This window comes from Streptomyces sp. NPDC030165, assembly GCF_055573595.1.
Genome location: NZ_JBVIBD010000010.1, coordinates 270,261 through 282,999 on the forward strand (window position 1 = coordinate 270,261; position 12,739 = coordinate 282,999).

The 12,739-nt window shown below is 74.0% G+C and carries 9 protein-coding genes; 3 read left to right on the top strand and 6 right to left on the bottom strand.

What is annotated here, in order from left to right:
• Window positions 1-180 precede the first annotated feature (180 nt).
• Window positions 181-1,191, top strand: coding sequence for a hypothetical protein (locus ACZ4Z1_RS20960; protein WP_468488085.1), 1,011 nt, complete (start codon window positions 181-183; stop codon window positions 1,189-1,191).
• Window positions 1,192-1,273: 82 nt separating this feature from the next.
• A complete protein-coding gene (locus tag ACZ4Z1_RS20965; protein ID WP_030373296.1) occupies window positions 1,274-1,582 on the top strand; it encodes a hypothetical protein in 309 nt (102 codons plus the stop codon).
• Window positions 1,583-1,663: 81 nt separating this feature from the next.
• Here the strand turns inward: ACZ4Z1_RS20965 and ACZ4Z1_RS20970 are convergent, their stop codons facing one another.
• The 4 genes from ACZ4Z1_RS20970 to ACZ4Z1_RS20985 all read right to left on the bottom strand — a co-directional run bounded on the left by ACZ4Z1_RS20970 (window position 1,664) and on the right by ACZ4Z1_RS20985 (window position 9,847).
• The gene (locus ACZ4Z1_RS20970; protein WP_468488086.1) at window positions 1,664-6,409 is read right to left on the bottom strand and encodes an FtsK/SpoIIIE domain-containing protein; all 4,746 of its coding nucleotides are present in this window, start codon (window positions 6,407-6,409) and stop codon (window positions 1,664-1,666) included.
• Complete coding sequence (locus tag ACZ4Z1_RS20975) at window positions 6,406-8,319, bottom strand: hypothetical protein (protein ID WP_468488087.1); 1,914 nt, start codon at window positions 8,317-8,319, stop codon at window positions 6,406-6,408. The genes ACZ4Z1_RS20970 and ACZ4Z1_RS20975 overlap by 4 nt, the downstream gene beginning before the upstream one ends.
• A complete protein-coding gene (locus ACZ4Z1_RS20980) occupies window positions 8,316-8,927 on the bottom strand; it encodes an RNA polymerase sigma factor (protein WP_468488088.1) in 612 nt (203 codons plus the stop codon). Before ACZ4Z1_RS20980 ends, ACZ4Z1_RS20975 begins: the two co-directional genes overlap by 4 nt.
• Window positions 8,928-9,151: 224 nt before the next feature.
• Window positions 9,152-9,847 carry an alpha/beta fold hydrolase gene (locus ACZ4Z1_RS20985; RefSeq protein WP_468488089.1) on the bottom strand — a complete coding sequence of 232 codons (696 nt, stop codon included), beginning with the start codon at window positions 9,845-9,847 and terminating at the stop codon, window positions 9,152-9,154.
• A gap of 65 nt (window positions 9,848-9,912) precedes the next feature.
• On the opposite strand from ACZ4Z1_RS20985, the gene ACZ4Z1_RS20990 reads away from it, so the two are divergent.
• Window positions 9,913-10,479 (top strand): GNAT family N-acetyltransferase, encoded by a 567-nt coding sequence (locus tag ACZ4Z1_RS20990; RefSeq protein WP_468488090.1) that lies wholly within the window; start codon window positions 9,913-9,915, stop codon window positions 10,477-10,479.
• 155 nt (window positions 10,480-10,634) lie between these two features.
• On the opposite strand, the gene ACZ4Z1_RS20995 is transcribed toward ACZ4Z1_RS20990, so the two are convergent.
• Both ACZ4Z1_RS20995 and ACZ4Z1_RS21000 read right to left on the bottom strand, forming a co-directional pair.
• Window positions 10,635-11,405 carry an MBL fold metallo-hydrolase gene (locus ACZ4Z1_RS20995; RefSeq protein WP_468488091.1) on the bottom strand — a complete coding sequence of 257 codons (771 nt, stop codon included), beginning with the start codon at window positions 11,403-11,405 and terminating at the stop codon, window positions 10,635-10,637.
• A gap of 123 nt (window positions 11,406-11,528) precedes the next feature.
• Window positions 11,529-12,653: a hypothetical protein gene (locus ACZ4Z1_RS21000; protein ID WP_468488092.1), complete on the bottom strand. Its 1,125-nt coding sequence runs from the start codon at window positions 12,651-12,653 to the stop codon at window positions 11,529-11,531.
• Between the last annotated feature and the right edge of the window lie 86 nt (window positions 12,654-12,739).

The following is a 12,739-nucleotide window of genomic DNA, read 5'->3' on the forward strand; positions in this document are numbered from 1 at the left end:
GGCGCGCCGGACTCATGGACACCACACTTACGTTTACGTATCTGCGGCACGATCGGTTCATCGTGTGAACGACATCACTTCACGCCGCTTCCGCGGTGCGGGGATGAACCGTTCCGCTTCGCCGTGCGTTTGACCATGCGAGACGTGAAGTGATCTCCGAACCGCGCGAGGGGTGTGACCGTGTCCGACATAGCCGTTGACTACGAGCTGCTCAACGATGTCGCGCAGAAGTCCGGCAAGCTGAAGGACGAGGTCAAGCAGGCCCGCGAGAGCAAGCAGGAGTACTCGGTCGACGACGTCGGCTCCCGGGTGGCCGTCGCCGCGATCCGCAAGTACTACTCGACGTGGAAAGGTTCCTTCAAGCGCTCCGAGGAGAAGCTGGAAAAGCTGAAGAACCTCTACGAGGGCGTGGCGCAGAAGTGGGCCGACTGGGACTTCGACCTGGCCAACAAGGCGGCCAAGCAGAGCGCCCAGATCTCCTCCGACCTCTGGAAGGCCCGCGACAAGGAGTGGAACGCCTGGCACGAGGCGGTCGAGAAGGCCAAGAAGGAACACCCCGATCTCGACCCGTCCCTGCTGCCGAAGGAACCCGAGAAGCCCGGTGAGCGCCCCCACGAGTGGACCACCGACGACGGGCACGGCAACAAGACCACCACGACGTACGAGTACGGCCCGGACGGCGAGCCGACGAAGATCACCACGACGATGGAGACCAAGACCGGTCTGAAGTCGACCGACACCACCAACTACCACCCCGACGGCACGTACGACTCGAAGTCGACGGACGTGTACGGCAGCGTCACCAACACCACCGGCACCTCGACGACGACCGAGACACCGGAGCACAAGACCACCACGGACGACTTCAAGAGCAAGACGAAGGACACCGAGGGCAACGAGAGCACCACGACCGGCACCACCACGTCGGTCACCGACCAGAAGTCCGGTCACCGCGACACCAGGACCACCTACACCACCGTCGGTCCCGACGAGGACGGCAACGAGCAGACGGTGAAAGGTACGACCCACTCCTCCGTCGACCTCAACGGCCACGAGGTGACCACCACCATCGAGGTCAACGAGGACGGCAGCGGCACCAAGACCGTGGTGACCGACGGCAAGACGGAGGAGTGGACGAGTTCCGACGCCGAGGGGGACACCGGCTGGAAGCCGAAGAAGTCCGACGACTGACGGCCAGTCCTCCCGGCCCGGCGCGCCCCGGACCCCGTCCGGGACCCCACCCATTCCCACACCGACCCAGGGAGTCAGCACCATGCCCGCAGGCAACATCAACCTCGACTACAACGAGATCCAGCGCGTCTCCGGCGTGATGAACCAGGCCGTCAACGACATCAACCCGCTGCTGCTGAGCACCAAGACCACCGTCGAGGGCCTGCTGGACAACGGCATGTTCATGCAGCAGAGCAGCCCGGCGCTGAAGGAGTCGTACAACAACCTCACCGCCTCGCTCCAGAAGGCCGTGGAGTCCATCAACTCCTTCGCCAACCAGTTCAACCAGATCAAGAACAACATCGAGAAGATCGACGCGGACATCGCGGCCGGCGCCAAGAAGGCCGGCTGACCTTCCGCACGACGCGACGGTGCCCCGCCACCGGACCTTCCGTCCGGTGGCGGGGCACCGTCGTATGCAGCTGCCGCTCCGTCAGCCGCCGTCCCCGTCGCGCAGCACCGTCTCCGGCACCAGCACCGACACCAGCGCTCCGGTGACCGGGTCGACGGTCAGGCCGCGGCCCGGCGTCGGACGGCCGCGCAGCAGGTCGTACGGCACCCGTACGCCGAGGATGTCGCCCTCGCCCGGCGACTGCGGCGACAGCAGCACGCCCTTGCGCACCCGCCGTACGAGGCCGAGCCAGCCGATGCCCACCGAGGTCAGCGTCTCGGCGGTGGCGGCCGCGACCAGGCCGATGCCGCGGTCCCGTCCGGTGGTGGCGACCTCGCGCAGCGCCGCGTCGGCCGCGGGCAGCTGGGCGAGCAGGTCGGCGTCGTCGACCAGGACCACGGCGGGCCCCGGTTCGGCGTTCAGTGCCGCGCTCACCTCGTCGGCCAGCGGGTCAGGGTCCTGGATGACCACGGCCCGCGGGTGCCGGGCCAGGCCCCGCAGCGGCGATTCGCGCGGGGTCAGCGCGACCACCCGGGTGCCGCCGGCCAGCAGGGACACCGCGAGGGTGGTGAGCGCGGTGGACCGACCGCTGCCGGGCGGGCCGCTGACGAGGAAGGACGGCGCGTCGGCCGCGAAGTCCACGCCGATGGCGCCCAGTTCGTCGCCGCCGACGCCGAGCAGGCCCCACAGCGGGCGCCGCTCGGCGGCCGGGACCTTCTCGTACGCGTCGGTGAAGGACACCTGGCGGGGCAGGCTCAGCACGCGTGCGGGGCGGCGCGCGGCGGGCACGTCCCGGTCGCGCCGTTCGGCCCGCTCACCGATCCGCTTGAGGGCTTCGGCCTGGTCGCGACCGGTGACCGGCGCCCCCTGGCCCTGTGGGGCCTGTTCGCCGAGCAGCGCGACCTGCACCTCGGTGGCGCTGCCGCCGCGCCAGCCGCGGCCCTGCGGGACGACGGCCGGCACCTGCTTGGGCGGCACGCCCGCCAGGCTGTACTCGTTGCGGTCGGTCAGCCGGAGCAGCAGGCGCTCGTCGTTGAGCGAGGCGACCTTGCCGGTCATCAGCGCGCGTTCGGACGTGGCGATGACGTGCAGGCCCATCGGCGCGCCCTCCCGGAGCAGCGCGGTCAGCTCCTGGACCGGGCGGCCGCCGTCGTGATCACCGAGCAGGGCGGCCAGCGAGTCCCAGCCGTCGATCAGGACGACCACGTGGGCGGGGCGTTCGGCGGGCGGCAGCAGGTTGCGCAGTTCGGTGAGGTTGGCGGCGCCGTGCGAGGTGAGCAGTTCCTGGCGGGCGCTCATCTCGGCGGTCAGACGGGACAGCAGGCGGCCGAGGCGTTCCAGGTCGGCACGGGGTACGACGGCGCCGCAGTGCGGCAGCGCGGACAGCGCCGCCAGCGCGCCGCCGGCCGCGTCGATGCCGTACAGGTGCACGTCGGCGCTGGAGTGCCGCCGGGCCAGGGCACCGCCGATGGTGCGCAGGACCTGCGAGCGGCCGGAGCGCGGGGTGCCCAGGACGTACAGGTGCCCGAAGCGGGTCAGGTCCAGCTCCAGGGGCTCCTGGCGCTGGGCGCCCGGCAGGTCGGCCAGGGCCCAGGCGACCGGCGCCAGGCGCCCGTCGGCCGGGTCGGGCCGCTCGGGGAGTTCGGCCAGGCTCACCGCCTGCGGCAGGGCGGGCAGCCACGGGCTGGGCTGCCGTTCGATCTCCAGCTGCGCCGCGGCCTCCTGGACCGCGTCGACCAGGGCCGTCAGGTCGGTGGGCGCGTCGCGGTCGTCCATCGCCTCCTGGATGGCGTCGAAGAGGTCCGCGGTCTCCTCGGCGGGTTCGGCGGCCGTACGGCCCAGCAGCGACCAGGTGAGTTCGCTGGTCCACACGTCGGCCTCGGACTGCGCGCCCTGGCCGCTGTCCCCGGCGTCCGGGGGCGTGGCCTGCGCGCCGTCGCGCACGGCGCCGACGAAGGCGGTCTGGAACGGCAGCACCGAGCGGTGCCCGATCCGGGCCAGGGCGCGGCCCGGGGTGTCGCTGGAGATGCTGACCGCGTCGTTGACCTCCAGGACGTCCTGGCTGTCGAGGGCGTCGGTGACGCGCAGCGAGATCCGCAGGTTGGTGTTGGCGCGGATGTCGGCGGTGACCACGCCGGCCGGGCGCTGGGTGGCGAGCAGCAGGTGCAGGCCGAGCGAGCGGCCGCGCTGGGCGATGCCGACCAGGCCCGGCACGAACTCGGGCACGTCGCGGGCGAGGGTGGCGAACTCGTCGATGATGAGCAGCAGCCTCGGCAGCGGCGCCAGCGCGGGGTCGCGGCGGCGCATCGCCCGGTACTCGGTGTGGTCCTTGGCGCCCGCGTCGGCCAGGATGCGTTCGCGGCGGGTCAGTTCGGCGGTCAGCGAGGTCAGGGCCCGCTCGACCAGGTGGCTGTCCAGGTCGGTGACCATGCCCAGCACGTGCGGCAGCCGCTCGCAGCCCGCGAAGGCGCTGCCGCCCTTGTAGTCGACGAGCACGAACGTCATCTCGTCCGGCCGGTTGACCGCCGCCAGCGAGGCCACCAGCGTCTGGAGCAGTTCGGACTTGCCGGCGCCGGTGGTGCCCGCGATCAGGCCGTGCGGGCCGTCCTTGACCAGGTCGAAGGTGACGGGACCGGTGTAGCCGGCGCCGAGCAGGACGCCGGTGGAGGCCGGGCGCTTGGTCCAGCGGGCGGCCAGTTCGGCGGCCTGCGGCGGCTCCAGGTTCAGCAGGTCCAGCAGCTTGACGCGGTCCGGCAGGCCGTCCGAGCCGTCCGGGGTGACGTCGCGTACGGGGGCCAGGGCGCGGGCGATCCGCTCGCACCAGCCGGTGTCCACCAGGTCGGGCCGGATGCCGGTGAGGTCGGCGCTGCCGGTACGGCGCAGCGTCACCTCGCGGGCGCCGACCGCGCAGACGGTGACGCACTCCTCGGGGAGCATCCGCTCCTCCTGGTCGAGGCAGATCAGGAAGACCCGTACGGCCGGGCCCTCCTTGAGGACCTGCACCACGCCGGGCACGTCGCGCAGCCGGCGGGCACCGTCCAGCACCACCACGAGGTCGGGCTCGGCGAGCAGCGCGCCGCCCATCGCGGTCTCCCGGGAACGGGCCCGGGAGCGGATCGCGGAGACCAGTTCGGAGACCCGGTTGGCGACCGTCTCGGGGTCGTTGCCGACGGTCACGGTGGGCCCGCCGGTGGGCGGCGCGGCGACGCCGCCCTCGCCGGGGCGGGCGTGCGGCAGCCAGCGCACCCACTCCCAGGCGGACGCGCCCGCCGCGTCGGTGAGCACGGTGATCCGTACGTCGCGCGGGCTGTGCAGGACCGCGGCCTGCGCCACCGTCCAGCGGGCCAGCGCCCGGGCCGCTTCGGTCTCGCCGGCGATGCCGACGACGCCGTCGCCGCACAGGTCCACGCCGATCGGCATGTCGGGGATCTGCCAGTTCACCGAGCGGTGGTTGTCCTCGCGGGAGCTGTCCTCGATCGTCAGCAGCGACGCCTGGCGGACCGTGCCGACGCGCAGCAGCAGATGGTCGGGGTGGCCTCGGCGGCGCTCCCACAGCCGGGCGCCGGGGCCGACGGCCCACATACCCGCGGCGGCCGGGTCGGGCCCGGCGGCGACCCGCAGGCCGCGCTCGCGCTCGACCATGCCCTTGACGTCCTGCTCCAGCGAGGCGCGCCGGGCACGGTAGTTGGCGACCGAGGTCAGGAAGTCGCGCCAGCCGCTGCGCCGGGAGCTGATGTAGTTGCCGATGGCGAGCACCGGGCTGAAGAACGCGAACATCAGGTAGAAGTACGAGTGCAGGAAGACGACCATGCCGATGCCCATGAACATCGGCGCGATCACCACCAGCAGCGGAATCGTGCGCCGGGGCGGCGGTACGGGCGGCGAGGGCAGCGTGAACCGCTCCGGCACCAGCGGCGGCACGATCCGCGGCGGCCGGTTGAAGTCCAGGTGCGCGCCGTCCTCGGAGGCCGTCACGGCGGCGTCCGCCTCGGTCGGCTCGGCCACCCGCAGCAGGAACTCGCCCAGCCGCAGCTCACCGCCGAGCGGCCACTCCACCCAGCCCTCGGGGACCGGCTGGTGGGTGTCGGCGTACGGGTCGGGCAGCTCGGGTGGCGGCGGAGGCGGCAGCGGGGCGGCGTCGGCGCGGGGCCGGGCGGGCGGCGGCTCGGGCACCGACAGGGCCACGTCGGTGCGGTGGCCGGGCGTCCGCCTGCTGCCTTCCGCCGCCGTGCCGCCGTGGGACGTGCGGGGGACCGTTCCGGCGTCCAGCAGCACCGTGCCGTCCGGGCGGACGGTGATCCGGATGCCCGCGGCGGGCACGTCGCGGCCCCGGAGGCGTACCGAACTGCCCGCCGCCGGGCCGACGGTGTGCGTACCGAGGTCCAGCGGCCAGACCCGCCCGGCGCCCCGGCCGCCGATCAGCTGGAGTTCCACGCGGGGCGCGCGCGGCAGCCGTTCTCCGTCGGCGGAGCGGGACGGCGGCGGCAGCTCGTTGCGGTCGGGTCCGTAGCCGCCGTCCGGCTCGGGCGGTACGGGGCCGCCGAGGCCGAGCGTGGCGCCGTCGCGGATGCCGGTGGCGGACACCGGCAGGTCGGCGGGGAGTTCACGGTCACCGAGGAAGAGGACGGGCGCCTCGCCGGTGGCGTGCTCACCGGCGAGGCGTGCGGACAGGGCGCCGACGGTGGTCGTGCCCGGGGTGTGCAGGACCAGGTCGCGCCGCTCGGGGGCGGGCTGCGGGGAGCCGGGCCGGGCCGGAGCGGCCGGAGCGAGGGTGACGAAGAGTCTCACGGGGTACGAGGAGTCCGTTCCTGAGGATCGCCGGGGGCGGTGGGGTCGGAGTCGGCGTCGGAGGTGCCACGGCTGCCGGAGGCGGCGGACACCCCGGCCAGGCCGGGCGGCGCGACGGCGGCCCGGGGCTCGGCCAGGTCCGGTTCGGCGAAGTCGGCGCCGGAGTCGGTGGCGGGGACACCGGAGTTGATTCCGCGGGCGGTTCCGGAGTCAGCACCGGCGTCGGTTCCGGCCGGGGAGCCGGAGGGCGCCGGGCGGTTGCCGGGGGTGTCCGGACGCTGGACGGGTACAGGCGCGGGGGCCGGGGCCGCCGGTGCCGCTGCTTCGTCCGCGGGCGCCGGAGTGGACGGGCCCGGGTCGGGCTCGGGCTCGGCGAAGTCGGCGTCGAGGGCGGCGGTTGCGTGGGAGGTCGGGCCTCGGTGCGCGGTGTCGCCGGTGCCGCCGATGCGGGCCTCCTGTGCGGGCGCCGCGGTGGGCCGGGCGGCGGGCGCGGGGGCCTGAGCCGGGGCCGGAGCCGGTTCCGGCGGGAGTGCGGCCGCGGGGCGTTCCCTTACCGGCTCGGCGGGGGCCGGAGCGGGCTGGGGCCTGTGCGGGGCGGAGTGGGGATTGTGCGGGTCGGGCTGCGGCTTGTGCAGGTGGGGCTGAGGCTTGTGCAGGTCGGGCGTCTGCGGGGCAGATTCGCGTACGGGCCCGGTCGGACCGCCGTAACCGGAGCCCGGCGCCGTACCCGTACCCGTACCGCCACCCGGTCCTGCACCCGTACCCGTGCCCGCACCGGCGCCCGGCAGCACGCAGTGCGGCGCGGGCTGCCTGCGCCGCACCGTGCGGGCCACGACCGGGCCGAGCGCGGGCGACTCCACGTCCACCCGCGGCCCGGGGCCGAGCAGCCGCCCGTCCGGTTCGGCGTGCAGGACCCAGCAGGCGCCCGGGAGCCGGCCGCCGACGAGCGCGCGGGCGCGTCCCCGCGCGCACAGGTCCGCCAGCCGGCCGGCCTGTTCGGCCGTGGGCGCCCAGCAGACGACCACCGGCACGTCCTTCCCGGCCAGGGCCTCGGGAGCCTCCGGGCCCCACGTTCCCTGTGCCGTACCGGCATCGGCCCACCGGTCCGCGGCCAGTTCCCGCAGGATCTCGTCCAGCGGACGGCCCGGGAAGCGCGGGTGCACGCCGTGCGCCACCAGGACCGGCGGCCCGTCCGGCATCCGGTCCACCTGCGCCGCCAGCGCCTGGAGCACGCTGCGGGACACCCGCGTGTCGCCCTCGACGCCCAGCGCGGCGGGGCCGCGCAGCCAGTCGACGAGTACGACGCCCGTCGTCCTGCGGTCCACGCCGAGGACGAGCGGCAGCCGTACGGCGCGTCCGTGCGCCGCCGACCCGTGCCGCACCGCGTCGGCGGGCGCGGACCAGGTCCACTCCCCCGGTTCGCCGGCCGCGTCCGTCCAGGGCAGGACCGGGCCGGCGGCACCGGCCGGGTCGCGGCCCGCGACGACGACGTGCACCCGGTCCCGGGCCTGGGCGAGCTGGACGGTCGGCGCGTAGCAGCCGTCGCCCGCGTCCGCGTCCGCGCGGTCCAGCGCGGCGCGCGAGATGTCGTACGCGGCCGGGTCGGCGAAGTACCCGGCCAGGGTCCGGGCGCAGCGCCGGTGCCGCAGGTAGGCACGGAGCGGCGCGGTGAACGCCCGGGCGGTCATCCGCACCTCCCAGGCGATCCGGCGGCAGGTGCGGCGGAAACCGCCCTGTCTGCGCACGGTCCGGGCGATGAGCCAGATGACGAGGACCAGGACGACGAGGAAGCCGATCAGGATCAGCCACGAGTTGCGGTCCGGCATACCGAGGGCCAGCGGCACCGGGGACTGCGCCGGTGCCGCGGCGGCCGCCGTCCCGGGCGGCACCGTACGGCCCGGGCCGCTCATCCGCGGTCCCGGGCGTCGGGCGCGGCGGCCCGCCGCAGGTGGTGCATCGCATGGTGCAGCCGGGACTTGACCGTGCCGGGCGGTATGCCCAGCGCGTGCGCCGTATCGGGTCCGGAACAGCCGAGCAGGTATGTGTACACCAGAACCTCTCGATGGGGGCGGGACAGTTGGGCGAGCAACCCGACGACGTGCGTCCGCTCCACGACGCGTGCGACCTCGTCCGCCGGGCCGGCCGTCTCCGGCGGCAGCCCGGTCGGCACCGCCGGCCGTGAGCTGTCGCGCCGGCTCCAGTCGATCACGACGTTGCGGGCGACCCTGAACAGCCAGGGCAGGCCGGGTTCCCACCCGGCCTCGCGCCGGGCGTCCCTCACGTGGGAGATGCCGCTCTCCAGCCAGGCGCGCAGCAGCGTCTCCTGGACGACGTCCTCCGCGCGCTGCGGGTCGGCGGGCAGCAGGCCGGTGACGTACCGTAACAGCGTCTGGCGGTACGTCAGCACGAGGGCGGTGATGCGCTCCTCGGCGAGGGGCCTGGCGGGTTGCGGGGAAACCGGCGCGGGGCGTTCCGGCGCGGCGGCAGGGCCCCGGGCCGGTATCGCCGGTTCGGTCATCGCTGTGCTGCCTCAGGGGATTTCGGGTCGCCGGTCCGCAGGCTGACCGGAGCGGGTGGTTGCTACTACCACGGACCACACCCTAATCAGCCGTCGCGCACCGCAGCAAAGCGCCCCGGGAGCGGGCCGGGGTCCGCCATCACATCCGGCCACCACCCGGCGACGCCCCAGATGGTGCAAGTTTGAACATCTGGCGGGAATTCGGGCAGGGATGCGCGGCCGGGTCAGATCCAGCCTTCGAGGGACTTCATGAAGCCGTCGAAGTCGTCCCGGTGGATGGTGTGCCCGGCACCCTCGACCGTACGGACCTCGAAGCCGCGCGCCGCCACCCGCTCCTTGTCCGCCTCCGTGAACAGGAACCCCTCCCCGGCCACCTGCACCAGGGAGGGCACCACCGGCCGCTCCGGTATGCGCTCCTTGAGGCCGCTGCCGGAGAGGGCGAGTGCCGTGTCGGAGTCCCACGCCTCGATCGTCGCCATCTCGATCTCGACGTCGGCCTCCTCCCAGCGCGGGTTGAAGCCCCGGATCATCTGGGCGGTGGCGCGCTTGAACTCGACGAACAGCGCGGGGTCCATCGGGCGCTCGGTGTTGCCGAGCGTCCAGGCCGGGTCCGAGTACACGGCGCGCCGCGGGCGCAGCCGCCCGACCGCCAGCGACAGCGCCATCGCGCCGAGCGAGTGCCCGAGCGCCAGCTCCACGTCCGCGGGCAGGGTCTCCACCAGGTCGTCCGCGAACACCTCGTCGCCGTACGGGCCGCGCGGGCTGGCGCCGTGGCCGCGCAGGTCGACGGCGATGACGCGGTAGCCGTGATCGGCCAGCGCGGGGCCCACCCGGCGCCAGGTCCGGTGGTCCGACATGATGCCGTGGACCAGCACCGCGACCCGGTCACCGGTACCCCACTCGTGGGTGTGCAGCTGCATGGCGAAGCCTTTCTGTTCCGTTCCGCGCCGCGGTCGGGCAGCGCACCGGACCCTATTCTCACCTCATGAGCACACCGCCTTTCGTCCCTGACGACTTCGCCGTCCCCGGCGAACTGGCCACCAGCCGCTTCCGGCTGGAACCGCTCGGCCCCGGCCACAACCTCGCCGATCACACCGCCTGGACCAGCAGCGTCACGCACATCAGGGCGACCCCCGGCTTCACCGGCCGCGGCTGGCCGCCCGCGGCGGGGATGACCCCCGAGGAGAACCTCGGCGATCTCCGGCGGCACGCCCGGGACTTCGAACGGCGTACGGGCTTCACGTACTCCGTCATCGGGATACCGGACGGGGAGGTGATCGGGTGTGTGTACATCTATCCGGTGCGGGACGGGCACGGTGGCCAGGCAGATGCTGCGGAGGCGGCTTCGGGCGCGCCTTCGGAAGCGGTTCCGGGCACGGCTTCGGGCACGGTTCCGGACGCCGCTTCGGGCACGGTTCCGGACGCCGAGGTCCGTTCCTGGGTGCGGGCCGACCGGGCCGAGCTGGACCGCCCCCTGTACGAGGCGGTCCGCGACTGGCTGGCCTCGGACTGGCCGTTCGGGACGGTTTCCTACGCGGCCCGGCAGCCATGAGCTGACTTTCGCGTGCGGGGGCGGGTATCCGGGCGGCTGGTGCCCGTACGGCCGGTGCCCGTACGGCTGGTTGCCGGTCAGCCGGCGCCCGGTCGGCTGCATACCGGTCGGCCGGTGGCCTCACGCCCGTACCGCGCGGCTCACCGCCACCCGGCTCACAGCCAGTCGGTCTCCGGCGTGGCCGCCTCCAGGGCACGCGCCGCACCCTTACGGACCGGTGTGCCGTGCGGTACGCACAGTGTGTCCACGCCGGGCAGCGCGGCCAGCCGCCGGAAGGAGGCGATGGCCACGGCCCGGTCGACGTTGAAGGGGCCGAGGATGACCCGGCCGTCCGGCCCCGTGGCTATGAGGTCTCCGGTGAACAGCACACCGGCGGCGGGCAGGTGGAGGGCGGTGCTGCCCGGCGTGTGGCCGGGGACGTGCAGCACGTGGGCAGGCTCGGGCCAGTCGTCGAGGGTATCGCCGTCGTGGAGTTCGACATCCACCCGCACGTGCTTCAGCGGGGGCGTGCCCGCCTCCGCCAGACCCGACAGGACCTGTTCGATCACGGGCTCTTCGGCGGGGGTGAGCACCGGCGGCGGCTCGGGCGCGGTGCCGCTGATGAACGGGGCGTCCGCCGCGCCCGCCAGAACGCGCGCGCCGGTGGCCGCCACCAGGTCGGCGGCCGAACCCACGTGGTCGATGTGGAAGTGGGTCAGCACGATCTGCCGCAGCGCGTCCGGCGCCCCGCCGAGCCGGGTCACCGCCTCCAGGATCGCGGGGGCCGAGCCCGGAACGCCGGTGTCCACGGCCGCGAAACCGCCGTCCGGCAACCGTACGAGGTAGACATGCCCCACCGGGAAAGGCAGGTGCCAGACGTCGGGGACGATCGGGACGGGGCCGGTGAGGCCGACGGAGGCGCGGCCGGCAGTGGGAGAGTCAGTCATGCGCCAGACGCTAACGGGCAGCCCTCGCGAAGCCATCCGCTTTGCGCCCAGGGCGGATTGAGCGCACGGCGAAACCACCGCCGTCCCCTCCGTCGCCCTCCCCCGGCGTCCGCCTCTACCCCTTTACCCCTTCTCCTTCTCCTTCTCCTGCCCCTGCCCCTGCTCCTGGAAGGCCGGCAGCGCGAAGACCCGCTCCTTGGCCGGCTCGTCCATGATCTCCACCAGTGGCAGCACCACGTCCCACAAGTCCCGCTTCTCGACCTCCAGCACCATCACGTCCAGCTCCGCATCCGGCAGCGCCCCCGCCGTGTCCGCGACCACCTTCCGGGACTCCGGCGGCAACGCCCCCACCAGCGGCAGGAACTCCGCCCACAGCCCGGTCGCGACCACCGCCCGCACGACCGCGCCCAGCACCTGGGCGTCCCGCAGCGACGGCAGCGCGGCGACCGCGCGCCGGTCCTCCTCGGACAGCAGGGCCACCAGCGGCAGCAGGGACTCCCACAGCCCCTGTTCGTGCGCGGTACGGACGAGCCCGTCCAGCCGTACGGGGTCCTGGCGGGCGGCGAGGGCGGCCACTCTGGCGCGCCGTTCCGCACCGGCCAGTCCGGCCACGGCCAGCGCCTCGGGCCACAAACCGTTGCCGGCCGCCGCCACCACCGAGGTCAGCCGCTCCTCCCCCATCAGTTCCAGGATGGCGTCGAGGCGTTCGGGCATGTCGATGAAGAATCCGACGCGCAGCACCACCTCGTCGTCGACGCTCCGCAGGATCCGCTCCAGGGCCCGGTCGCGCAGGTGGCCGACGAAGCGTCCCATCGTCAGGTGGTCGCCGCGTTCGGCGAGGGCGACGGCGATACGGACCACGAGGTCCTCGTCCAGCCGGTCGACGATGCCACCGATCCGGCGGGGGTCGAGGTGGCCGCAGGACTCGGCGGTGAAGGCGACCGGCAGCTTCTCGATGATGTCGGCGGCGCGCCCGGGCTCCAGCCGCCCGGCCACGGAGGCGGCCAGCCGCGGCCCGAGGGCCTTCTGCGAGATCGCGGCGGCCACACCGGCCGGTACGAGCTTGGTGGCGGAGGCGATGCGGTCGAGCATGTCCGGCACGTCGTCGAAGAGCGCGTCGACAGTACGGGCGCGGAGCTGCCGTACGTCCTCGGCGGGCAGCCCGTGCAGGAAGTCCAGCTGTTCCGGGAGGACGTCGAGCAGCTGGGCGATCTTCTGTGCCTCGGCGCGGTTGCTGAGCGTGTCCATGGGGATCACCGTCCGGTCGGCAGAAACAGCGGGATCAGAGGCACCAGCGGTGTCAGCGATGCGGTGCGGCGCCAGGGTGTCAGCGG

Excerpts from the sequence above, each read along its gene's own strand:
- ACZ4Z1_RS20965 (WP_030373296.1), top strand. The coding sequence starts at position 1,274 with ATGCCCGCAGGCAACATCAACCTCGACTACAACGAGATCCAGCGCGTC.
- ACZ4Z1_RS20975 (WP_468488087.1), bottom strand. The coding sequence starts at position 8,319 with ATGAGCGGCCCGGGCCGTACGGTGCCGCCCGGGACGGCGGCCGCCGCG.
- ACZ4Z1_RS20980 (WP_468488088.1), bottom strand. The coding sequence starts at position 8,927 with ATGACCGAACCGGCGATACCGGCCCGGGGCCCTGCCGCCGCGCCGGAA.
- ACZ4Z1_RS20985 (WP_468488089.1), bottom strand. The coding sequence starts at position 9,847 with ATGCAGCTGCACACCCACGAGTGGGGTACCGGTGACCGGGTCGCGGTG.
- ACZ4Z1_RS20990 (WP_468488090.1), top strand. The coding sequence starts at position 9,913 with ATGAGCACACCGCCTTTCGTCCCTGACGACTTCGCCGTCCCCGGCGAA.
- ACZ4Z1_RS20995 (WP_468488091.1), bottom strand. The coding sequence starts at position 11,405 with ATGACTGACTCTCCCACTGCCGGCCGCGCCTCCGTCGGCCTCACCGGC.
- ACZ4Z1_RS21000 (WP_468488092.1), bottom strand. The coding sequence starts at position 12,653 with ATGGACACGCTCAGCAACCGCGCCGAGGCACAGAAGATCGCCCAGCTG.